This is a genomic window from Rickettsiales bacterium (assembly GCA_029252805.1).
Lineage (GTDB): Bacteria > Pseudomonadota > Alphaproteobacteria > Rickettsiales > JALZUV01 > JALZUV01.
Genome location: JAQXAR010000039.1, coordinates 1 through 21,133 on the forward strand (window position 1 = coordinate 1; position 21,133 = coordinate 21,133).

The 21,133-nt window shown below is 46.3% G+C and carries 32 protein-coding genes, 1 tRNA gene and 2 pseudogenes; 3 read left to right on the forward strand and 32 right to left on the reverse strand.

The window, feature by feature from the left end; all coding sequences use genetic code 11:
- Positions 1 to 208: 208 nt before the first annotated feature.
- The 3 genes from P8P30_07960 to P8P30_07970 all read left to right on the forward strand — a co-directional run bounded on the left by P8P30_07960 (position 209) and on the right by P8P30_07970 (position 4,049).
- Positions 209 to 502 carry a hypothetical protein gene (locus tag P8P30_07960; protein ID MDG1287483.1) on the forward strand — a complete coding sequence of 98 codons (294 nt, stop codon included), beginning with the start codon at positions 209 to 211 and terminating at the stop codon, positions 500 to 502.
- Positions 484 to 1,086, forward strand: coding sequence for a hypothetical protein (locus P8P30_07965; GenBank protein MDG1287484.1), 603 nt, complete (start codon positions 484 to 486; stop codon positions 1,084 to 1,086). Before P8P30_07960 ends, P8P30_07965 begins: the two co-directional genes overlap by 19 nt.
- Positions 1,087 to 1,199: 113 nt before the next feature.
- Positions 1,200 to 4,049, forward strand: coding sequence for a hypothetical protein (locus P8P30_07970; GenBank protein ID MDG1287485.1), 2,850 nt, complete (start codon positions 1,200 to 1,202; stop codon positions 4,047 to 4,049).
- A 76-nt stretch (positions 4,050 to 4,125) separates the two neighbouring features.
- Here P8P30_07970 and P8P30_07975 read toward each other — a convergent pair.
- From P8P30_07975 to P8P30_08130, 32 genes and pseudogenes are all read right to left on the reverse strand, one after another.
- Positions 4,126 to 4,199, reverse strand: a tRNA-Gln gene (locus P8P30_07975).
- Between the two features lie 32 nt (positions 4,200 to 4,231).
- Entirely contained in the window at positions 4,232 to 4,552 is a 321-nt protein-coding gene (gene cutA, locus P8P30_07980) for a divalent-cation tolerance protein CutA (GenBank protein MDG1287486.1), read from the reverse strand.
- Positions 4,553 to 4,637: 85 nt separating this feature from the next.
- On the reverse strand, positions 4,638 to 5,930 hold the full coding sequence (locus P8P30_07985) for a replication-associated recombination protein A (protein ID MDG1287487.1): 1,293 nt from the start codon (positions 5,928 to 5,930) through the stop codon (positions 4,638 to 4,640).
- On the reverse strand, positions 5,930 to 6,733 hold the full coding sequence (locus P8P30_07990) for a trypsin-like peptidase domain-containing protein (GenBank protein ID MDG1287488.1): 804 nt from the start codon (positions 6,731 to 6,733) through the stop codon (positions 5,930 to 5,932). The genes P8P30_07985 and P8P30_07990 overlap by 1 nt, the downstream gene beginning before the upstream one ends.
- A gap of 80 nt (positions 6,734 to 6,813) precedes the next feature.
- Positions 6,814 to 7,266, reverse strand: a complete 453-nt coding sequence (gene rplQ, locus P8P30_07995; protein ID MDG1287489.1) for a 50S ribosomal protein L17 — start codon at positions 7,264 to 7,266, stop codon at positions 6,814 to 6,816.
- A 30-nt stretch (positions 7,267 to 7,296) separates the two neighbouring features.
- Complete coding sequence (locus P8P30_08000) at positions 7,297 to 8,322, reverse strand: DNA-directed RNA polymerase subunit alpha (protein MDG1287490.1); 1,026 nt, start codon at positions 8,320 to 8,322, stop codon at positions 7,297 to 7,299.
- Positions 8,323 to 8,384: 62 nt separating this feature from the next.
- Complete coding sequence (gene rpsK / locus P8P30_08005; GenBank protein MDG1287491.1) at positions 8,385 to 8,786, reverse strand: 30S ribosomal protein S11; 402 nt, start codon at positions 8,784 to 8,786, stop codon at positions 8,385 to 8,387.
- Positions 8,787 to 8,803: 17 nt separating this feature from the next.
- Positions 8,804 to 9,172 carry a 30S ribosomal protein S13 gene (gene rpsM / locus P8P30_08010; GenBank protein MDG1287492.1) on the reverse strand — a complete coding sequence of 123 codons (369 nt, stop codon included), beginning with the start codon at positions 9,170 to 9,172 and terminating at the stop codon, positions 8,804 to 8,806.
- Positions 9,173 to 9,260: 88 nt separating this feature from the next.
- Entirely contained in the window at positions 9,261 to 9,911 is a 651-nt protein-coding gene (locus P8P30_08015; GenBank protein ID MDG1287493.1) for an adenylate kinase, read from the reverse strand.
- Positions 9,908 to 11,245: a preprotein translocase subunit SecY gene (secY, locus tag P8P30_08020; GenBank protein MDG1287494.1), complete on the reverse strand. Its 1,338-nt coding sequence runs from the start codon at positions 11,243 to 11,245 to the stop codon at positions 9,908 to 9,910. Before secY ends, P8P30_08015 begins: the two co-directional genes overlap by 4 nt.
- 408 nt (positions 11,246 to 11,653) lie before the next feature.
- Positions 11,654 to 12,097, reverse strand: a pseudogene (gene rplO / locus P8P30_08025) (50S ribosomal protein L15).
- A gap of 50 nt (positions 12,098 to 12,147) precedes the next feature.
- Positions 12,148 to 12,363 carry a 50S ribosomal protein L30 gene (gene rpmD, locus P8P30_08030; protein ID MDG1287495.1) on the reverse strand — a complete coding sequence of 72 codons (216 nt, stop codon included), beginning with the start codon at positions 12,361 to 12,363 and terminating at the stop codon, positions 12,148 to 12,150.
- 9 nt (positions 12,364 to 12,372) lie between these two features.
- A complete protein-coding gene (gene rpsE, locus P8P30_08035) occupies positions 12,373 to 12,942 on the reverse strand; it encodes a 30S ribosomal protein S5 (protein ID MDG1287496.1) in 570 nt (189 codons plus the stop codon).
- A gap of 13 nt (positions 12,943 to 12,955) precedes the next feature.
- On the reverse strand, positions 12,956 to 13,312 hold the full coding sequence (gene rplR, locus P8P30_08040; GenBank protein MDG1287497.1) for a 50S ribosomal protein L18: 357 nt from the start codon (positions 13,310 to 13,312) through the stop codon (positions 12,956 to 12,958).
- 7 nt (positions 13,313 to 13,319) lie between these two features.
- Positions 13,320 to 13,853, reverse strand: a complete 534-nt coding sequence (gene rplF, locus P8P30_08045; GenBank protein ID MDG1287498.1) for a 50S ribosomal protein L6 — start codon at positions 13,851 to 13,853, stop codon at positions 13,320 to 13,322.
- Between the two features lie 10 nt (positions 13,854 to 13,863).
- Complete coding sequence (gene rpsH, locus P8P30_08050; protein ID MDG1287499.1) at positions 13,864 to 14,259, reverse strand: 30S ribosomal protein S8; 396 nt, start codon at positions 14,257 to 14,259, stop codon at positions 13,864 to 13,866.
- Between the two features lie 15 nt (positions 14,260 to 14,274).
- Positions 14,275 to 14,580: a 30S ribosomal protein S14 gene (rpsN, locus tag P8P30_08055; GenBank protein ID MDG1287500.1), complete on the reverse strand. Its 306-nt coding sequence runs from the start codon at positions 14,578 to 14,580 to the stop codon at positions 14,275 to 14,277.
- A gap of 15 nt (positions 14,581 to 14,595) precedes the next feature.
- The gene (rplE, locus tag P8P30_08060; protein ID MDG1287501.1) at positions 14,596 to 15,153 is read right to left on the reverse strand and encodes a 50S ribosomal protein L5; all 558 of its coding nucleotides are present in this window, start codon (positions 15,151 to 15,153) and stop codon (positions 14,596 to 14,598) included.
- Positions 15,154 to 15,157: 4 nt separating this feature from the next.
- Positions 15,158 to 15,469, reverse strand: coding sequence for a 50S ribosomal protein L24 (gene rplX / locus P8P30_08065; protein ID MDG1287502.1), 312 nt, complete (start codon positions 15,467 to 15,469; stop codon positions 15,158 to 15,160).
- Positions 15,469 to 15,837, reverse strand: a complete 369-nt coding sequence (rplN, locus tag P8P30_08070) for a 50S ribosomal protein L14 (protein MDG1287503.1) — start codon at positions 15,835 to 15,837, stop codon at positions 15,469 to 15,471. Before rplN ends, rplX begins: the two co-directional genes overlap by 1 nt.
- A 37-nt stretch (positions 15,838 to 15,874) precedes the next feature.
- Positions 15,875 to 16,111, reverse strand: coding sequence for a 30S ribosomal protein S17 (rpsQ, locus tag P8P30_08075; GenBank protein ID MDG1287504.1), 237 nt, complete (start codon positions 16,109 to 16,111; stop codon positions 15,875 to 15,877).
- Between the two features lie 25 nt (positions 16,112 to 16,136).
- Complete coding sequence (rpmC, locus tag P8P30_08080) at positions 16,137 to 16,337, reverse strand: 50S ribosomal protein L29 (GenBank protein MDG1287505.1); 201 nt, start codon at positions 16,335 to 16,337, stop codon at positions 16,137 to 16,139.
- Positions 16,338 to 16,339: 2 nt separating this feature from the next.
- On the reverse strand, positions 16,340 to 16,759 hold the full coding sequence (gene rplP, locus P8P30_08085; GenBank protein MDG1287506.1) for a 50S ribosomal protein L16: 420 nt from the start codon (positions 16,757 to 16,759) through the stop codon (positions 16,340 to 16,342).
- 31 nt (positions 16,760 to 16,790) lie between these two features.
- Positions 16,791 to 17,468 (reverse strand): 30S ribosomal protein S3, encoded by a 678-nt coding sequence (gene rpsC, locus P8P30_08090; GenBank protein ID MDG1287507.1) that lies wholly within the window; start codon positions 17,466 to 17,468, stop codon positions 16,791 to 16,793.
- Positions 17,468 to 17,839, reverse strand: a complete 372-nt coding sequence (gene rplV, locus P8P30_08095) for a 50S ribosomal protein L22 (protein ID MDG1287508.1) — start codon at positions 17,837 to 17,839, stop codon at positions 17,468 to 17,470. The genes rpsC and rplV overlap by 1 nt, the downstream gene beginning before the upstream one ends.
- 5 nt (positions 17,840 to 17,844) lie before the next feature.
- The gene (rpsS, locus tag P8P30_08100) at positions 17,845 to 18,120 is read right to left on the reverse strand and encodes a 30S ribosomal protein S19 (GenBank protein MDG1287509.1); all 276 of its coding nucleotides are present in this window, start codon (positions 18,118 to 18,120) and stop codon (positions 17,845 to 17,847) included.
- 5 nt (positions 18,121 to 18,125) lie between these two features.
- Positions 18,126 to 18,965 (reverse strand): 50S ribosomal protein L2, encoded by an 840-nt coding sequence (gene rplB / locus P8P30_08105; GenBank protein ID MDG1287510.1) that lies wholly within the window; start codon positions 18,963 to 18,965, stop codon positions 18,126 to 18,128.
- 1 nt (position 18,966) lies between these two features.
- On the reverse strand, positions 18,967 to 19,278 hold the full coding sequence (locus P8P30_08110) for a 50S ribosomal protein L23 (GenBank protein ID MDG1287511.1): 312 nt from the start codon (positions 19,276 to 19,278) through the stop codon (positions 18,967 to 18,969).
- Positions 19,275 to 19,898, reverse strand: coding sequence for a 50S ribosomal protein L4 (gene rplD / locus P8P30_08115; protein ID MDG1287512.1), 624 nt, complete (start codon positions 19,896 to 19,898; stop codon positions 19,275 to 19,277). The genes P8P30_08110 and rplD overlap by 4 nt, the downstream gene beginning before the upstream one ends.
- 161 nt (positions 19,899 to 20,059) lie before the next feature.
- Positions 20,060 to 20,683 (reverse strand): annotated as a pseudogene (rplC, locus tag P8P30_08120) (50S ribosomal protein L3).
- Positions 20,683 to 21,003, reverse strand: coding sequence for a 30S ribosomal protein S10 (gene rpsJ, locus P8P30_08125; protein ID MDG1287513.1), 321 nt, complete (start codon positions 21,001 to 21,003; stop codon positions 20,683 to 20,685). The pseudogene rplC and the gene rpsJ overlap by 1 nt, the downstream one beginning before the upstream one ends.
- An 11-nt stretch (positions 21,004 to 21,014) precedes the next feature.
- The coding region (locus P8P30_08130; GenBank protein MDG1287514.1) for a hypothetical protein at positions 21,015 to 21,133 on the reverse strand (119 nt) is incomplete at its 5' end.

The window sequence follows — 21,133 nt, forward strand, 5'->3', positions numbered from 1 at the left end:
GTAGAACCCGCAATGAAATATTTTATCAACTCTAACTGCTTATTTCTCGATAACTTACAATGCTTTATATACATCAATAACTCCTAACAATTTAAATGTTAGGTGTCAGCCCCTAGAAATAAGTTACAATGAGTTCACTTGCGAAATTTGGCTGAACGACATCTTTTTATTAGCCAAGCCGCATCATAATTCTGAAAATGAACAAGTTATGAAATATCTTTTCAAGACCCCCAACAAACTAATTTCAAAAGATGAATTTAGGGCTAACAACATCAAATATGACAAACGGCCATCACAAATTATTAGCGACTTAGGCTTCAAGGGTGGTTTAGCAAAGGTCTTTTTTACGGCATCGGAAAAGGGTATCACCTTCCATAACCCTGTCTCTGGTGGCAAAGTCTTTGGAAAAAGCGTCATGGTATCACTATCGCCGTATATGGAGTTTTGGCCATTATCTTCGGCACGGCACTTAACGCGCCCTATATGGATGCTCCAAAAGTGATAGATAAACAAACAATCCAGCGTCACCGTTTGGCTGACCTTCAACAATTCATGACTGATAAAAAGCCGCTTGCTATCAAACGAACCTTAGAGGATCTCCAAGGCTATCAGTTTGCTAATCTCGATGAACAGGCGAACTTTGAAAAAATCTACAGCAAAGCTACAGAATATCTCGCCTCTCCCACCGCTGCGAAACGAATTAAGGAATTGGAGAAAGAACAAAAAATAGTCCGCCAAAAAGCGGAAAAGGCGCGTCAAAAGGCCGAGACAAAAGCCAAGCGTGAGCAAGTCCAAAAGGCAAAGCTGGAGGCGCGATTAGAGAAAGAAGCTAAAAAGCTACTCAGAATCAACTATCCGAAAGAGACTGAGACAAACTTTCTCAAGCAAGGCATGGACGTTTACATCACGGTTGAGGGCCGAAACAAAGACATCCTACGCCTGAAATACGTTCTATTCAGCCGGCCGCTCGTCTATCAGATCACTAATCAAGGCAGGCTCATGCACACATGGAAAACGCTTGGCTTCAAGAAAGTGATCTTCGACACCGGCTACCGCAGGCACTGGGATATTGACCTGAGAGATTAGCTCACTTCCTCAAGGTTTTGTAAAAATGAGAATCGTCATGATTCTGTAACGAATGGAGAGTATAATTCGGTTAATGAATTAATTTTGAGGCTCGTATGCCCGAAGAAAAACCTATGACAGCAGATATCAGCCCCCATACGGGGTGGCCGATTGTGCATAGCCTGGGAGCAGGCCGACCTATGAATGATAGACGCTTTCCGTCTTTGGATAGGTTTGTGAGCCTTGATGAAAACAATGTTCCACACTTAACAATAACACTACCTCCCGTCGAAAACGAAGAACTTGAAACTGCCATAGGCTTATCTCCTGCCGAAATTAGTCGAAAATACATGGAGGCGTTAGCGGAGCGTATGTCCGTGGCTTATGGCACAGAAGCATCAATCAGTGTTGACGAGGGTGATGGGCGCATAGGGGTAACCGTACCGCTAGACTATGATTTATCCGAATACCGTGATGCGTTGTTATATGAAGATAAGCGCTTAATGGCTTTAGGAGAAAACAAGAATGTAGCCGAACTGGTCTATTTTGAGACTGTAAAAAGAGAACTCGCGGATGCGTTTACCTTTGCCAAATATGACTTGGTTAATGCAATTCCACCTCAGGACTTACAAAACACTGCGCAAACTGCGTTATATGTATTAGAATCAAAGAAAGAGCAAGGTAAAAAATCAGCCATTCAAATGGCTGAGGACCTTCCTGATCTTTTGAAGAAACTATCTGATAGTCCAGAGACTGTTGATGAAATCGTCGCTGGGGTGTTACCCGAAGGAGTTAAAATTCCAGAAGGAGGAGTAAAGTTCAGTTTAGCAGGAACTGGACGTAGCGGCATCTTCCTGAAAACGGATATACCCGAACATGGTGAGATTGTAGTAGGGCTACGAACTGGGCGTACCGTTAGAGCCATGAACCCTACTCAATTACAGGCCCTAAAACAGTTTAAAGCAGGTGAGTTTTGGATCGAAGTTTCTCCTGCGTTGGATACGAAAAGAACAACGCCAGAGCATTTATCCGAGTTAAAACACGGAACAAGTTCTTATGTCAGTCCGAAAGGACAGAAATACTATATCAACGACCCTGAGGTACGAAATATCGGCCTTGCTGCAAATGGCAAACCATACTACTTGGATGGAGATGGCATATCACCCGATGGTGAAGCAAATCCTGCTGCTTATCAGGGGGTGGTACAAACGCAGTGGGTGCGTGAAGATGGATCATGGGAGCAATATCACGACTTTCAGGCAATGCACCAAACATATGATTCTCCCTTACACCAACAAGGCGGAAAACTAACCTCTGCTGAAAAAGCGTCTGCCCCTACAAATACCCCACAACCTCTCACGCAAGAAGTTCTTCAGAATTATGTTGCAGAGAACGTTACGCCACCCGCTGACTTTGCAGATTACGATTCAGAAAATATCGAGATAGTCGTCCGCGACTCTATCATGAACTGGCTGAGTGGCCTGAGTCAGAAGAACACAGATTTCGAGAAATACTTTGGCAACTTAGAAACGTTGGACGATATAGAAACAATAGTCGGGCGCTTACAGCCTGAAATGGTTGCATTTGAGACGCAAAGAAGAGCGTCAGGCGTGGATATGCACACGACTGCGGATTCATGGGTGCAGCCGCGTTTGATAGAGCACCTTAAAGCTCATCCGAGGCTTCCTACTGAGCTGGAGATGCCAAAACCGGCCGTTATAGAGCAAGAAGAGAAAAGCCTTCCCAATGGTTGGGAAACAACTGAGCGCTATAGCAGCACAAAGGGGAGTCTTGAGTTCATTAACCCTAAATTTGTGTCTGAGTCTCCCGAAAATAGAGCAGTTCTGGCCAAAGGCGCAAAGTGGAAACTTCACATCAATGTGCCAGATAATAGAAATGACCCGCTCACGAAGGAAATCACCGACTATCTTCTTACTCGAAATGATTTAAGTAGCTTTAAGATTGGTGTTGGTGACGAAGATTTTTTAAATAATGGAAATCAGCCTGTTTATAACGGTATGACTGTTTATGTCGGCTCTCATGATGAGGCACGTAAGGTTGCCGAGGAGGTTTCTACAAAATTCGCAAATAAACTTCAAGAGTACGAAAACGGAAAAGCCCCTGGTCAGGAAATGTATGTGTTACCGGGAATAAGTATGCGCTTTGATGCTAAATCCTATGCTCACGCCAAGAACCAAGATGGAGATTATCAATCCTATGGAAAGTACGGTGCAGGAGGAATCTCTGAACTATCTAGCGACGCTGCCAAAACACGATTCTGTAATCAGGTTCTTAACAGTGGAGGTAAGTACCCGTTTGAGGGAAAAGAGGCAGAACAAGTCGCTACATACGAGAGACTCGCTAAGTTGAATATGGATAGACTCGTCGATGAATTTGGCGATTACCTTTTGGGTGAAGATGCAACTCAAAAATATCTCGATTCAGGTCGTAAGATAGAGGCCTTGCCGCAATGGGCGAATGACTGGTGTAGCCTCAAATGGAAAGACATGTCCAGTAGTCCATCTGTTATTCAGCAAAATAAAGAGACGGCAGCAGGAGTCACCCCAAAGCCAGTAAGTAAAATAGTAGTAGAACCGTCTAATCCGGCACCTCCGAAGTCAGAACCAGAGTCACCTAAAGTAGTAGAACCGCCTAAACCTGCAACTGATACAGCAGATAAATCAAAAAGCAGCGGCTTCACAATGACGAAAGCTCTTGTGACTCTCGGTGCCACTGGAACAGCCCTATTCGTAGGCAAAAACAAAGAACCCGAAGAGCGTGATCCTGATGCGCCAAAGCCCAACTGGTTCCAGCGCAACTTCAAAACTTTCTTGAAGATTATTGGCGCGGCTATCGCCATTGATGTAGGCTTATCCATGGCCACCAAGCATGAGTCATACACCATGAAAGCTGGAAATGAGGTTGTTGGAAAGTTCACCGCCATGCTCGCAGGTGAATCAAATAGCACCGAGCGGAAGCTTTAAATTACACCAAGTGCGACTTATTTGCGACTTGAAGCCGCTCCATTTATCTTAATATACTGATAAATATAAAGAAAAATGGCTGGGGTACCTGGATTCGAACCAGGGATCACGATACCAAAAACCGATGCCTTACCGCTTGGCCATACCCCAGCACCGAGAAGTCTTTTAGCCTAAGTTTTTCGCTACGGCAAGGACGTTTCGTGCTTTATCCACTCTAAATAGTGCAATTGCCCGTCAATAATCGGCCAAACCACCACACATGGGCACTCATAAGAGTGCATTTGGGTGATTAAAGCGATGGCTTGCCGTTGCTTATCTGCTGTCGTTTTCATGATGGCGCCATATTCAAACGCTTGCTCACGCTTACCTTCCCACCGATAGTAGGAAGTCACTTCCGAAGAAAGGTTGGCGCAAGCAATCAGATGAGCCTCTAGCAGCGCATCAATGACCTTCTCTGCCTCTTCCTTAGTCGGAAAAGTCACATAGAGACTTACATATTCCATTGGCACACTCCAACCTCAAGAATAGGCGAGTAAAGCACGCAGCCTAGGTTTCTGGCGTAAAGCCTGCACGGGGTTTGAGCGCCTATCATAAAGCCCGTTGTTCGCGCAGTTTCGCCCAATATTCGAGACGCTTTTGGATATCACGCTCAAAACCGCGTTCTACCGGGCGATAATATTCTGGAGAGCCCATGTCCTCAGGGAAATAACTCTGACCTGAGAAGCCATCTGGCATATCAGGATCATATTGATAGCCTTCACCATACCCCCCTTCTTTCATCATCTTTGTGGGTGCGTTAAGAATATGCGCCGGCGGCATGAGCGACCCATTCGCCTTGGCATCTTTAGCCGCAGCCTTATAGGCCATATAAGCCGCATTCGATTTCGGGGCCGTTGCGAGATAAACAACCGATTGCGCCAGCGCCAGCTCCCCCTCAGGTGATCCTAAGAAGGAATAAGCCTGTTGCGCGGCCATACATTGGCTCAACGCGTTTGGATCCGCCATGCCAATATCTTCAACGGCCATACGCACTAACCGACGCGATAAGTAGAGCGGATCTTCGCCGCCATCCAGCATCCGGCAGAACCAATAGAGCGCGGCCTGCACGTCTGAGCCTCGAACCGCCTTATGCAGTGCTGATATTAAATTATAGTGGCTCTCTTGATGCTTATCGTAAACGGGAGCACGTCGGCCAATAAATTGTGCAAGCGCCGCTTCATCCATTTCTTGTTCACCGCTCGTCGCCAGAACCTCTTCCGCCATATTAAGCAAAGCGCGGCCATCTCCATCGGCCATGGTGACAAGGGCAAGCTTTGCGCCTTCGGTCAATGGCAGCGCCCTGCCCTCCGCCTCCGCCGCACGCGTGAGTAGCTGCAATAATGCGTCTTCGCTCAAACGCTTCAACACCACAAGCTTACAGCGCGAGAGCAAGGCCGCGTTTAATTCAAAAGAGGGATTCTCCGTTGTCGCGCCAACCAGCGTAATCGTACCATCTTCCACTACGGGTAGAAAAGCATCCTGCTGAGCGCGGTTAAAACGGTGAATCTCGTCCACAAATAAAATAGTGCGCTTACCATCCTTCGCCATCTGACGTGCTGCTTCGAATTGCTTCTTCAGATCATTCACACCTGAGCTGACAGCAGAGGCGCTCATTAACTCGCAATCGCTAACATCAGCCAAGGCACGCGCGAGGGTCGTCTTACCACACCCAGGAGGCCCCCACAGGATCAACGAGGCGACTTTACCACTAGCAAGCATCCGGCCAATCGCCGCATCTTCTGCCAATACATGATCTTGCCCGACAATCTCATCAACCGAGCCCGGACGCAGCCTATCAGCCAATGGCCCAGTATTTTCAGTGACTGCTTCGAGTAAATCCATCACTGCAAATTAAACTGCTGGAGCATATAACTCAACACTTCGGAAGGCACTGCGAAGCCAATTCCGTGTGAGCCGCCGGATTGCGAGAAAATCGCCGCGTTAATGCCGACCAGCCTGCCTTGCATATCCACCAAAGCACCGCCCGAGTTACCCGGATTAATCGCGGCATCGGTTTGGATGAAGGCTTGTGACTTGGGGATCTTCTTTGATAACTCACCTACGCCACGCGCTAGAGCCGATACAATCCCGCTCGTCACGGTTTGTCCCACTCCGAATGGATTACCAATCGCGAGGACCAAATCTCCTACCTCTAACGAAGTGGAGCTGGCCAGCGGTAAGTAAGGCAGCTGCGCGCCTTCCGTATCCAACATCAAGATAGCCAAATCTGTTTCTTTATCGAGTGCGACAATGCGCGCAGGGAATTCGCGTTTATCATTGAGTACGACGGTGATCTCATCACTCTCAGCCACCACATGGCTACTGGAAACAAGAATCCCCTCTGGATGCACAATCACGCCAGATCCAAGCGATTGCACCACGCGCTCCTGCGTCAACTTACGTTGATGTGGCCGCGCACCAAAGAAACGCCGAAAAACAGGATCATTGTAAAAACGCGCGAGCGGCGTCGGCACCGTGACACGACGCTTTGTAAAAATGTTCACAACAGCAGGCGCTGCTTTCTTCACAACGGGCGAGAATGATAACTGCACCTGCGCTGGTGCAGTTGGCACTAAACGTTGCTGCGCCTGTGCCGGCGGCACAAAACAAAGCACGAAAAACGCTATAAGAGAGAAGAACCGCATGAGAAGTTTATAAAGCTCTCAACGAAAAAGGCCACCCTAAAGGGTGGCCTTTCAGAATAACTCCGTCGAGTTATTTTAGCTTAAGCCGTTGCGGCTTTAGCAGTTGTTTCTTCAGCCGGAGCTGTTTCGTCGTCGAACGTCATTACAGGGCCTGAATCTTTACCCTTTGCTGACTCGTCGCGATCAACAAGCTCGATGATTGCCATTGGCGCATTATCGCCATAACGGAAACCGGCTTTAAGGACACGTACGTAACCGCCTTGACGGTCTTTGTAACGTTCCGCAAGCACATCAAATAGCTTCTTAGCTTGTGCGTTATCAGCAAGTTGAGCAACCGCTTGACGACGGTGATGTAATTCACCTTTTTTACCCAAAGTAATAAGCTTCTCAACGATCGGCTTAAGTTCTTTAGCTTTCGGCAAAGTCGTTTTGATTTGCTCGTGCTTAATCAGCGATGAAGCCATATTCGTCCATAGCGCCTTACGGTGCGTAGAAGTACGATTTAGCTTACGGCCTTTCATGCGATGTTTCATGATTTAATCTCCAATATTTCCTAAAGAACCCTAGTATGGCTCTTCGTATTTGCGTGCTAGTTCTTCGATAGACTCAGGCGGCCATTCCGCTACATCCATACCGAATTTCAAGCCCATGTTAGAAAGAACGTCTTTAATTTCGTTCAATGACTTACGACCAAAGTTTGGCGTTTTAAGCATTTCAGACTCAGACTTAAGAACGAGATCACCGATATAAACGATGTTATCATTCTTCAGGCAATTCGCTGAACGAACAGAAAGCTCGAGTTCGTCTACTTTCTTCAGCAAGTAAGGGCTGAATGGAAGCGCGTTCTCGTCTTCTTTCACTTCTTGCATCGGCGTATCTTCGAAGTTGATGAAGAGACGAACCTGATCCTGCATGATACGAGCTGAAAGTGCGACTGCGTCTTCTGCTGTGATAGAACCATCTGTTTCAACAGAAAGAGAGAGTTTATCATAATCAGTGCGCTGACCAACACGTGCGTTATCGACTTTGTAAGATACTTTACGTACCGGGCTAAAGAGCGCATCGATAGGAATCAGACCAATTGGAGCATCTTGTTGCTTGTTATCTGCTGCACGCACATAACCGCTACCGACTTCAACTGTTAGTTCCATATCAATTGAACCATCTTTATCCAAAGTACAGATAACGAGGTCAGTATTGATGATTTCAACATCAGCGGGGCATTCGATTTGCGCTGCAGTCACTTCGCCAGCACCTTTTGCTTTAAGCGTCAACTTACGACGTTCTGGCGATTGGCCTTTAATGCGAAGGTCTTTGATGTTCAAAATGATGTGAGTTACATCTTCACGTACGCCTTCAATCGAAGAGAATTCGTGCAATACGCCTTCAATTTTGATTGAAGTCACTGCAGAACCTTGCAAGCTAGAAAGCAAGATACGGCGCAGTGCGTTGCCAAGGGTGTAACCAAAACCACGTTCGAGTGGCTCAGCAACTACATCAGCACGGCTGAGAGATTTATCTTTTGGCAATACGTCGATCGTGCTTGGTTTGATCAGATCTTGCCAGTTTTTATTCAAAATAGCGGACATTGAATTATACTCCGTTTATTCGTTTCGGTAGCCTTCTTATACAGAAGGTGAACATATTACTATTAAACGCGGCGACGTTTAGGCGGGCGGCAACCATTATGCGGGATAGGTGTAACATCTTTGATCGATGTCACATTCAAGCCAGCAGCTTGCAACGCACGAAGAGCTGATTCACGTCCACTACCTGGACCTGTTACAATCACTTCAACCGTCTTTAGACCGTGTTCCATTGCTTTCACAGCAGCATCATCAGCCGTTAGCTGCGCCGCAAATGGCGTAGACTTACGAGAGCCTTTGAAACCTTTATGACCTGCAGAAGACCAAGCCAGCGTGTTGCCGCCTTTATCTGTTAGGGTAACAATGGTGTTATTGAAGGTAGCGATGATATACGCCTTACCTTCAGGGATGTTCTTTTTACCTTTACGCTTCGAGCGTGAAGCGGCTGTGGTTTTTTCTTCTGACATAATATTATCCTATGACCCTATTTTTTCTTACCAGCGATTGCCACTGCTTTACCTTTACGCGTACGCGCATTGGTATGAGTACGTTGACCACGTACCGGCAGACGACGACGATGACGTAGGCCACGATAGCAACCTAGATCCATCAAACGCTTGATGTTCATACTTACTTCACGACGAAGATCACCTTCTACAGTGTAATCAGCATCAATAGCCTCACGGACTTTGATCACTTCATCATCGCTATAATCTTTAGGGCGCTTGCTCTCATCAATTCCAGCTTTCACTAGAATCGCAGCAGCAAACTTAGGGCCAATACCATGAATATAAGTAAGCGAAATAATTCCGCGCTTATTATCAGGAATGTTCACACCGGCAATACGGGGCATAATATCTCCAAAATTAACAGTTTCTCGGGCCTCTTCCAGCCACAGGGAATCGGCACTATAAGAAGTGCCACGCTCAAGTCAACGGCTATTATGCAGTATCGAGTAGTTTTTCTATCTCGACTGTGACTTCTGTGATCGATGCCATTGCATCTACTTGCTTCAGCACGCTCTGCTGCTCGTAATAAGGCAATAATGGCGCCGTCATATCGCGATATGCTTCAAGACGCTTTGAAACCGTCTCTGCATTGTCATCTGAACGGCGGGAGAATTCCGTGCTACCACATTTATCGCACTTACCTGTCACGGCAGGAGCTTTGAATGTATCGTGATATCCGTCGCCACATTTGGCACAGGCAAAACGGCCTGCGATACGCTCTACAAGCGCTTCTTCATCTACTTTAAGCTCAAGCACCATGTTAAGCTTCAAGCCCTCTTGCTGGAAGAATTGAGTCAACGCTTCGGCCTGCCCTAGCGTGCGTGGGAATCCGTCGAGGATGAAACCATTGGCGCAATCCGCTTCCGTCACACGTTGGCGGATCATTTCGATCATAATATCATCAGACACAAGCTGCCCGGCTGACATAATCGATTTCAATTCATTGCCTAGATCAGAATCCGAAGCCGCTGCTTCGCGCAACATATCGCCGGTTGAGAGCTTCGGTGCATTCAACTTGGCTTTAATGTTATCGGCCTGAGTGCCTTTGCCTGCCCCAGGAGGGCCCAATAGAATCAAAATCATTTGCGTTTACCGCCTTTGCCTCGCAATTTCGCTTGTTTTAGCAACCCTTCATATTGATGAGCAAACAGATGAGACTGTATTTGACCCACAAAATCAAGAATCACATTAACCGTAATTAACAAGCTGGTGCCGCCGAGGAATAATGGCAACGAATATTTTGAAATCACGATCTCCGGCAATGCACAAACAAAGGCAAGGTATAGCGCGCCCACCACAGTAATGCGTGTTGTCACATAATCCAGATATTTCGCCGTCTGCGCACCTGGACGAATTCCAGGCACATAGGCACCGTTCTTTTTGAGGTTATCTGCCGTGTCATCCACGTTGAACACCACTGCTGTGTAGAAGAACGCAAAGAAGATCACAATGCCGGCATAGAGCGACACATAGAGCGTTGAACCATGCTGCAGATAAGATGTCACAAGTGTTAGCCACTCAGACCCCTCCCCGCCGCTATTAAAGCCTGCGATCGTTAGCGGGAACAAAAGAATGGAGCTTGCAAAAATGGGGGGGATAACACCGGCCATATTCAGTTTAATCGGCAGGTGCGTATTCTCGCCCTGATACTGTTTATTGCCCACTTGGCGCTTCGGATGCTGAATCACCACACGACGCTGCGCACGTTCCATGAACACGATAAACGCGAACAGAGCGATCAGCCCTACAAAGATAAGGATCAGCATCTCTGTCGCAATCACACCGGTACGCCCCATTTCGAACATACTGGCAATCGCCGATGGGAATTCCGCGATGATACCCACGGTAATGATAAGCGAAATACCGTTACCGATACCACGTGAAGTAATCTGCTCACCCAACCATACGAGGAACATCACACCACCGACCAACGTCGCCGTCGCCGTAAAGCGGAAGAATAAGCCCGGGTCAATCACTGCAGAAGCACCGCTACTGCCTGTCATGCTCTCTAGACCAACCGCAATACCAAACCCTTGCAATATCGCCAAGAACACCGTTCCGTAGCGCGTATATTGGTTTATTTTGCGTTTACCCGCCTCGCCGTCTTTCTTCAGCGCGGCTAGGTGTGGCGAGGCCACTGTCATCAGCTGGATAATGATCGAAGCCGAGATATAAGGCATGATCGTCAGAGCGAAAATCGTCATACGACCAAGTGCGCCACCCGAGAATACGTTAAACATTCCCAATACGCCGCTCGATTGCTGATCAAATATCTCTTTCAAGATGAACGGATCAATCCCGGGGATCGGAATAAACGACCCAACCCGTGCGATGATGAGCGCACCCATCACGAATAGTAGGCGTTGTTTCAGTTCAGTCGCACGCGCGAATACGCTTAAGTCCATATTCGCAGCCATTTTTTCAGCAGAAGAAGCCATAATCAGATGATTCTTTATGATATTATTTTTATGAGGGGCTTTTCTATCTGTAATAACACCCAATGTGAACCAGAATTTCACAATCTTTGGGTTTAAATATTCGGAACTTCACTTTTGCGAACTCAAGGCAAGGTTAGCACGGCTGCCCCGGCAACTTTCTAGTTAAGTATGCGCGGCATGTGAGCGCCACTTTTTAATTTACTTAGCCAGTAATAAGCAGAATACACCTCAAACAAAAAATGCCGCCTCGGATGAGAGCGGCATTTTTAGATTTGAATTGAAAGGACTAAATTACTTAGCTTTCTTATCCGCTTTTTCTTTTACAGGTCGTTCAGGACGTGCAGCGGCGTGTTTCTCAGCGGTTGCTGTTGTCTTTACAATAAGTTTCAAAGAACCACCGGCTTTGCTTACAACTGCTTCAGCAGATTTCGAAGCTTTTGTCACTTCGATGCTTAGCTTTGCAGTCAACTCGCCTTTGGCTAGCAATTTGATGCCGTTAGCATTCTTACGAGCTAAGCCTTTTTCGAACAAAAACTCTTCCGTAATTTTGTCAGATGCTTTGATGCGTTTATCATCTAATGCTTTTTGCAGCATGCCCGTGTTAATAGTTGAATACTCAACACGGTTACCGTTGTGGAAGCCACGTTTCGGTAGACGACGGTTAATAGGCATTTGACCGCCTTCAAAACCTTTGATCGCTACACCTGAGCGTGATTTCTGACCTTTATGGCCACGACCGGCTGTTTTACCTGTGCCTGAAGCGATCCCGCGACCTACGCGTTTACGGTTCTTTTTAGCACCTGCATTATCTTTAAGTTCATTGAGTTTCATAATATCCTCGTCTAACGCCGCCAACTTAATGAGCGACTCGCTCTTTAAAATTAATCTTCGATTTTCACCAAGTGGTGAACTTTATTGATCATACCACGAACCGATGGAGTATCTTCCAACGTACGTGTACGATTTATCTTGTTTAAACCCAAACCAATCAATGTTTTGCGTTGTGAACCTTCACGACCCGTCGCACTTGCGATTTGAGTTACCGTAACGGTTTTACCAGCAGGCTTTTTAGCCGCTACTTTTTTTGCTTCTGCCATGATCTGCCTCTATTCTTCGCTTGCGTCTGCGTTGAAATCGTTACCGTCACGACGGCTAACGATGTCACTGACTTTCAGACCACGTTTCGCGGCAATCGCACGTGGAGAACGAACATCATTCAATGCCGTCAACGTTGCTTTTACCATGTTATAAGGATTTGATGTGCCGGTAGACTTACAAACAACATCTTGAACACCAAGGGCTTCGAATACAGCACGCATTGGGCCACCCGCAATAATACCCGTACCTGCTGGAGCGGTACGTAATACAACACGACCTGCACCATAAGTGGAGGTAATATCATGATGAAGTGTGCGACCTTCTTTCAAAGGAACACGAACCATACTTTTCTTTGCAACGTCAGTCGCTTTACGAACGGCATCAGCGACTTCTTTTGCTTTACCCTTACCGTAACCAACTTTACCTTTACCATCACCAACGATAACAAGTGCGGCGAAACCAAAACGGCGACCACCTTTAACTACTTTTGCAACGCGGTTGATTGATACAAGCTTCTCAACGAGGCCATCACCGGCGTCGTCACGATGGTTTTGTTTATTCTGTCCGTGATTATTCATTTTCATCTATTCCTTAGAAATTCAATCCAGCTTCGCGCGCAGCATCAGCCAGCGCTTTAACACGTCCATGATAGATAAATCCACCACGGTCAAACTTAACGGTTTCAATTTTCGCGGCTTTAGCGCGTTCCGCAACAAGTTTACCAACGACTTCAGCCGCTTTGACGTTACCGCCATAAGCTAGCTTAGCGTCTTTTTCTTGGCTAGAGGCAGCAGCAAGTGTGTTGCCTGTAGTATCATCAATAACTTGCGCATAGATGTGGTTAGCCGAACGGTGAACCGATAGACGAATCGTGCGAGGACCACCCTTCTTGCGAAGTTGAAAGCGAGTGCGCTGTGAGCGACGTTTAAATTTTTCAGACTGAGCCATGATTTACCTACTTCTTCTTCCCTTCTTTCATGCGGACATACTCGCCCACATAACGAACACCTTTGCCTTTATAAGGCTCAGGCTTGCGCAAAGCGCGAATTTCAGATGCAACCTGACCGACGGTTTGCTTGTTAGCACCCGTTAGCTCGATCAAAGTTTGCTTCTCTACTGTAGCTGAAATGCCTTCAGGGAGTACAAAATATGTATCATGGCTGTAACCAAGTGACAGAATCAATACATTCCCTTTATGCGCTACACGGTAACCAACACCACGCAACTCAAGACCTTTTTTAAAGCCGTCCGTTACGCCCACAACAAGGTTGTGGATGTTGCTGCGAGTTGTTCCCCACATAGCACGAGAAAACTTGCTATTATCAGTTGGAGTGACGGAAACACTACCCTCTTCCATTGTAACTTTAACGTTACCAAGAATTTGGGTCGACAATTCGCCATTTTTACCTTTTACGGTGATTTGCTTGTCTGTGATGTCAACAGTGACACCTTCAGGAACTGCAATTGGATATTTACCTACGCGTGACATTTTCTTTTCCTTAGAATACTTCGCAAAGAATTTCACCGCTCACGTTCTTCTGGCGCGCTTGCGCATCAGACATAACGCCTGCAGAAGTCGTGATGATAGAAATACCAAGACCGTTATTAACTTTCGGCAAATCAGATACCGGACAATACTCACGACGACCAGGCTTAGAAACGCGTTTAATCGTTTTGATTACTGGTTCATCTTCGTAATATTTAAGTTCGATATTCAAAGCAGGTTTTGCTTCAGTACCGGTTTTTTCGTAACCCGTGATATAACCTTCTTCAACCAAAACTTCGCAAACATTCGCGAGGAGCTTTGAGTAATAAGAGTCAACGGTGTGGAGACGTGCTTTTTGACCGTTACGAATGCGGGTCAGCATATCAGAGAGTAGATCGTTCATTGCCATGGTAATATTCCTTTTCTACCAGCTTGATTTCACAAGGCCGGGAATCTGACCAAAGTTGCCAAGTTCGCGAACGGCGATACGTGACAGATTGAATTTACGGTAGTTACCGCGTGGACGGCCTGAAATACCGCAACGGTTACGTACACGAGAAGGTGAACCATCACGTGGAAGTTCATTCAACTTCAACTGTGCATCAAAACGTTCTTCCATTGGAAGGTCGCGGTTCATGATCGTCGCTTTTAGGGCGCCACGCTTAGCAGCGTATTTCGCAACCTTACGGCGGCGAGTATCATTCTTTTCAACTGAGCTTACTTTAGCCATGTTCTATAGTCCTCTTTACGCGCTTTGCTGTGGTTTTTTGAATGGGAAGTTGAAAGCGGTTAGCAAAGCACGACCTTCATCATCATTAGCAGCAGTCGTTGCGATGGTAATATTCATACCGCGCACTTTATCCACTTTATCATAGTTTATTTCTGGGAAGATGATTTGCTCAGTAATCCCGAAATTGTAGTTACCTTGACGGTCAAATGATTTTGGCGATTGACCGCGAAAATCACGAATACGTGGCATTGCGATATTGATCAAACGATCCAAGAATTCATACATGTGATCACCGCGAAGTGTCACCTTACAACCGATTGGCATGCCTTCACGAAGCTTGAAGCCCGCGATAGATTGACGTGCTTTCGTGATCATAACTTTCTGACCGGCGATAGCTTCCATCTCTGCGACAGCGCCCTTAACTACTTTGCTATCAGCAACAGCGTCGCTTAAGCCCATGTTAAGGACGATTTTATCAAGTTTCGGCATTTGCATGGCGTTCTTAAAGTTGAACTCCTTTTGCAAAGCAGGAACGATTTCTTTATTATACTGTTCTTTTAAACGAGCGGTCATGATTCTACTCAGCAATGTTTTCTTTAGTTTTCTTTACAGTACGAACTTTTGTACCATCCTTTAGCGTCGAAAAACCGATGCGAGAGGCTTTGCCTTCTGCATCATAAGCAAGATTCGAAAGATGAATCGGAGCTTCTTTTTCTTCAATTCCACCGGCGCCCATTTGGCTTGGCTTATTGTGACGTTTAACTTTGTTAACACCACTCACCAATGCACGGTTATCTTCAGGGAACATCTTGATGATTTCACCAGACTTACCTTTATCGCGACCCGTCATTACGAGAACTTTGTCGCCTTTTTTCAATTTAGCAGCCATTATAGAACCTCCGGTGCCAAAGATACAATCTTCATAAAGCCACGTGCGCGAAGTTCGCGAACCACAGGGCCAAAGATACGAGTACCAATCACTTCATCTTGTTTGTTAAGCAGCACAGCTGCGTTTTTATCAAAGCGGATAGCAGTACCATCAGCGCGTTGAACTTCTTTTTTCGTACGCACGATAACAGCGCGGTGAACTTCACCTTTTTTCACTTTACCGCGCGGGATTGCTTCCTTCACAGACACAACAATAATGTCACCAACAGAGGCGACTTTACGGTGTGAACCACCCAAAACTTTGATACACTGTACTTTACGTGCACCCGAGTTATCGGCGACTTCCATGGTTGATTGCATCTGGATCATAGCTTAACCCTTAATTCCTACGTTTTGTTCGATTCTCTTAAGCAACTGCTTCGAGAACTTCCCATGTTTTACTTTTCGAGATGGGCTTACATTCGATAATTCGAACTTCTTGTCCAGCCTTGAACTGATTTTCAGCATCATGCGCTGCATATTTCTTGGTACGTGTCATCGTCTTGCGATAAAGCGGATGCTTAATACGACGACTTACCAGAACAGAAACGGTTTTATCCGCTTTGTCTGAAACAATAACACCTTGTAAAATGCGTTTAGGCATAATTCTAATTCCTTTAATTTACTGCTTACGCAGCTTCTTTTTTCAACTGGCTAAGTTGCGTTTTAATACGAGCCACAGAGATACGTGTTTTACGTACTTCCGAAGTGTTTTCTAATTCACCACCTGCCTTGCGGAAGCGGAGATTTAATAACGCTTTTTTTCCGTCGCGCAACAAAGAAATGAGCTCGTCGCGTGATTTACCTTTGAATTCTTCTGTTTTGGCCATGACTAAGCGTCCTCTCCAACACGTTTAACAAATTTTGTTTTGATCGGAAGCTTTGCTGATGCGCGCTCAAATGCGCCACGAGCGACTTCTTCCGTCACACCGTCAAGTTCGAACATGATACGACCAGGCGCTACACGAGCGGCCCAATAATCAACAGAACCTTTACCTTTACCCATACGAACTTCCGCAGGCTTACTTGTAACAGGCAAGTCAGGGAAAATACGGATCCAAAGACGACCCACACGTTTCATGTGGCGCGAAATTGCACGACGTGATGCTTCAATCTGACGTGCAGTCACACGTTCAGGCTCAAGAGCTTTCAAGCCATAAGTACCAAAGTTAAGCGTTGCGCCACCTTTAGTATTTCCGTGAATGCGGCCTTTATGCTGCTTACGGTATTTTGTCTTTTTAGGTTGTAACATTATCTTACCCTAATTCTTTATTGTCGTTAACTTACGCGGCTACCGTTGGGGTAGTCGTTGCGAAAGTCTCTTTATTATCATTATTCATGATCTCGCCTTTGAAGACCCAAACCTTAACACCAATGATGCCATAAGTTGTGAGTGCACGGGCTATACCATAATCTACGTCTGCACGCAAGGTATGAAGTGGAACACGACCTTCGCGATACCATTCCATACGCGCAATCTCAGCACCACCGAGACGACCGCCACAGTTGATACGGATACCTTGAGCGCCAAGACGAAGTGCAGATTGAACTGCACGCTTCATCGCACGACGGAAAGAGACACGACGTTCAAGCTGCTGAGCAATACCTTCAGCGATAAGCGTAGAGTCTAGCTCAGGCTTACGAACTTCAACAATATTCAGTGTCACTTCACCATCCGTGAAAGCCGAAAGCTTTTTACGGATGCGATCAATGTCAGCACCTTTTTTACCAATAACCACACCCGGACGAGCCGTGTGAATCGTTACAATCGCTTTTTTGCTCGGGCGCTCAATGATAATGTCACTGATGCCAGCCGTTACTAGTTCTTTTTTCACGAATTCACGAATCTTGAAATCTTCGTGTAGAAGTTTCGCATAGTCGCCGCCTTCAGCGTACCAGCGAGAGTCCCAAGTCTTGTTAATACCTAGACGTAGACCAATCGGATTTACTTTTTGTCCCATTACTTACTCTCTTCTTCACGTAGTATGATTGTTAGATGGCTAAACGGCTTTTCGATTTTCGCGCCACGGCCACGTGCACGAGCACGGAAACGTTTCATTTTCATCGCTTTGCCGACATAAGCTTCTTTAACCACCAAGTCATCAATATTCAGATCATGGTTGTTTTCAGCATTCGCAATAGCAGAATCGAGAAGCTTTTTAACATCATTTGCAATACGGCGACCACAGAAAGTCAACTGTGTACGCGCTTGCTCTACATTCAGGCCGCGAATCATTTTCGCAACTTGATTTAGCTTAATCGGGCTAGTGCGCAGATTACTCAAATGCGCTTTCGCTTCGTTAGGCTGTCTTACAATAGCATTCTTACCCATGATACCTATCTCTTCGCTTTCTTATCGGCGCCGTGGCCTGTGAAAGTACGGGTCGGAGAAAACTCACCGAACTTATGTCCGATCATTTCTTCACTCACCAATACTGGGATGAACTTCTTGCCGTTATACACACCAAAAGTGAGACCAACAAATTGTGGTAGAATCGTCGAACGACGTGACCAAGTTTTAATCACTTGATTACGGCCGCTACCACGAGCTACATCAGCCTTCTTCAACAAATAGCCGTCAACAAACGGACCTTTCCATACAGAACGTGTCATATCAATTAACCCTTACGCTTCTTCGCTTGGTGACGCGTACGTAGCACAAGCTTGTTAACTTTTTTCTTACTGCGAGTTTTCGCACCCTTCGTTGGCTTACCCCAAGGAGTCACCGGATGACGTCCCCCAGAAGTTTTACCTTCACCACCACCATGTGGATGATCAACTGGGTTCATCGCAACACCACGAACGGTAGGACGAATCCCCTTCCAACGACTACGACCGGCTTTACCAAAGTTTTGGTTCTGATGGTCAGAGTTTGAAATGGCACCGATTGTCGCTAGGCACTCACCAAGAATGAGACGAAGCTCACCTGAGCGAAGCTTCACTTGCGCGTAACCGGCATCTTTACCCACTAACTGAGCGTAACCACCTGCCGAACGAGCAATTTGCGCGCCCTTCTTAGGTTTCATCTCAATATTGTGGATGATGGTACCTACTGGGATGTTTTTCAACGGCATCGTGTTGCCAGGCTTCACTTCAACTTTTTCACCAGATTCCACTTTGTCACCAACGGACAAACGCTGTGGAGCGATGATGTATGAGATAGTTGCATCATCATACTTAATCAATGCGATGAAAGCCGTACGGTTTGGATCATACTCGATACGCTCAACGATAGCTGCACCTGTTTTGGTACGTTTAAAGTCAACCATACGGTACTTTTGCTTATGACCACCACCGATGTGACGCGTCGTAATGCGACCCATGTTGTTACGGCCACCCGTCTTTGTCTTCCCTTTGACCAAGCTCTTTTCAGGCTTGCCCTTGTACAACTCAGAACGGTCGATAAGGACCAATCCACGTTGAGAAGGCGTCGTTGGGTTAAATTTCTTCAATGCCATTTTAGTTTACTCCCGCCATCGTGTCGATGGTCTGACCTTCGGCTAGCGTTACAATCGCTTTTTTGCGATCATTTTGCTTACCGTTTAATCCGCGGAACTTCTTAGTTTTACCGTGGATAGAGACCGTGTTTACTTTCGTCACTTTCACACCGAAGAGTTTTTCAACTGCTTCGCGCACTTCCGTTTTTGACGCATCTGGGTGTACCTGGAATACAACTTTACCATGCTCTGAAGCTATCGTAGCTTTCTCAGTGATGATAGGACGTTGAATTACGTCATACAATTTTGGGTTTATCGCTTGTTTCTTACTCATGCGGCTAACCTCGCTTCCAAATCTTTAAGTGCGTGTGAAGTAATGATCACGTCATCGTGACGTAGGATGTCATAAACATTCAAGCCACCTTGTGCAATTGCATCTGTGTAAGGCAGGTTGCGAATCGACTTTGCGAATTCATCTGCTGCATTATCGCCACGCACGAAGAGTGGCTTGCTTACACCAAGCTTAGCGATCTGAGCTTTAACCGCTGCAGTGCCTGCTTTTTCAATCACCAAACTATCAATCACTTTGATTTGACCTGCCGCCATCTTTGCAGATAGAGCCGATTTCAAACCAAGCTGACGCACTTTACGTGGAAGCTTGTGAGCGTGACTACGAACACGAGGACCGAAAGTCGTCGCACCGCCGCGGTGCTGGCTAGCGCGCATCGTACCACGACGAGCGTTACCGGTACCCTTCTGGCGATACGGCTTAGCCGTGGTACCAGAAACGTCACTGCGTTCTTTTGTTTTATGTGTGCCGGCTTGGCTTTTTGCTTGCTGCCACAATACCACGCGATGCATGATATCGGTGCGAGGCGTAATGCCGAACACATCATCATTTAGCTCTACTTCGCCTGAAGCTTTGCTAGTCAATGATACGAGTTTCAGTTTCATTGTTACTATCCTTCACTCTTATCTGTGTTTTCAGTTGCTGGCGCTTCTACTTGTGTAGAAGCTTCTTCAACTTTAACGTCTTCAACAGGTGCTTGCTCTGCTTCAGCTTTCACGGCTTTCAAGCCAGCTGGATGCGGAACATTAGCAGGAAGCGCAAGCTTCACAGCATCTTTCACCAATACATAACCATTTTTAGAACCCGGTACGGCACCTTCAACGAAGATCAAACCATTTTCATCATCGGTAGAAACAATACGCAAACCTTGTTGCGTAACTTGCTCTGCACCCATGTGACCGGCCATTTTCTTACCCTTGAATACACGTCCAGGATCTTGACACTGACCAGTAGAACCATGACTACGGTGAGAGATAGATACACCGTGAGTTGCTTCTAGGCCTGCAAAGTTGTGACGTTTCATCGCGCCGGCAAAACCTTTACCTTGGCTGATTCCTGTCACATCAACACGCTGGTCGCTTATGAAGTGGCTAGCAGCCAATTCTTGACCTGATGTTAAAAGATGGTCGTTATCAACGCGGAATTCAACAACCTTAGAAGCTGGCTCCACTTTGTTTTTCGCGAAGTGACCACGTAGAGACTTGCTCACACGGTTTACTTTAGCGTTACCATACCCAAGTTGAACCGCTGTATAGCCGTCACGTTCTTGAGTTTTAGCCGAAACAACACGTAGATTGTCTAGCTTCAATACCGTTACCGGTACTGCCAAGCCAGATTCATCAAACATACGAGTCATGCCGATTTTTTTAGTGATAAGTCCCGTTCTCATTACGAGGCCTCCCCTAGTTGGATATGAACATTCACACCCGCAGAAAGATCAAGTTTACCAAGCGCATCAATAGTTTGCGGTGTTGGATCAACGATATCGATCATACGTTTATGCGTACGAATTTCGAACTGCTCACGTGATTTCTTGTTCACGTGTGGAGAACGGTTAACCGTAAACTTCTGAATGCGACGCGGCAGTGGAATTGGACCGCGAACATTTGCTCCGGTACGTTTCGCAGTGCTTACGATTTCTTGAGTCGAACGATCCAAGATTTCGTGGTCATATGCTTTCAGACGAATACGAATTTTTTGACTAGCCATGATTATTACCCTTACGCTTCAATCTTCGCTACAACACCGGCGCCAACAGTACGGCCACCTTCGCGAATTGCGAAACGTAAACCCTCATCCATAGCGATCGGAGCAATGAGCTCGATATTCATTTCAATAT